Below are 526 nucleotides of genomic sequence, written 5' to 3'. Positions count from 1 at the left end.
TCGAACGACGGCTCATTAGCGAACGCACTCGCGCGGGGCTTGACGCCGCACGTGCTCGCGGCACACGACTCGGACGCCGCCGGGCGCTCGGTCCCGACGAGTCTCGACAAGCGCTATGTCTGCTTCAATCCGAAACCACGGCACATGTCGCTGAGCGCTTCAATGTTCACCCCAGAACCTTGCATCGCCTCAAAAAACGGGGAGCCGCCGCCGAATGACTTTCAGCCTGATTCTTTGCAGTCCGACGTGTTTTGTGAAGAATTGTTGATTTGCCTGAACCGGCAGAATATGAAACTCTATTTGCGCCACCGAGTGGTATTCCCGTGCGTCGTGGCACAGTGAGAGCCTCCCCCGGGCCTCACTTCTTGGTGAGCCATGTCTTGATTGAATGGCTCATTTCTTAGGTTCAAGGAGTCGTCGCAACATCCATCGTTATGTTGCGGATAACAGTTCGTGGAATGCTTCCGCTGGCGTTTTCCATCCGAGCGTTTTACGTGGTCGAGAGTTCAGTGTGTTCGCGACCGCG

The 526-nt window shown here is 56.3% G+C and carries 1 pseudogene; it reads left to right on the top strand.

The window, feature by feature from the left end:
- Positions 1 to 218 (top strand): annotated as a pseudogene (locus H0X90_RS35975) (recombinase family protein); the annotation flags it as partial.
- Between the last annotated feature and the right edge of the window lie 308 nt (positions 219 to 526).

Source organism: Burkholderia sp. 9775_39 (assembly GCF_015712225.1).
GTDB lineage: Bacteria > Pseudomonadota > Gammaproteobacteria > Burkholderiales > Burkholderiaceae > Burkholderia > Burkholderia cenocepacia.
The sequence above is the reverse complement of the archived record's forward strand: the minus strand, read 5'-3'. Positions and strand labels throughout refer to the sequence as shown.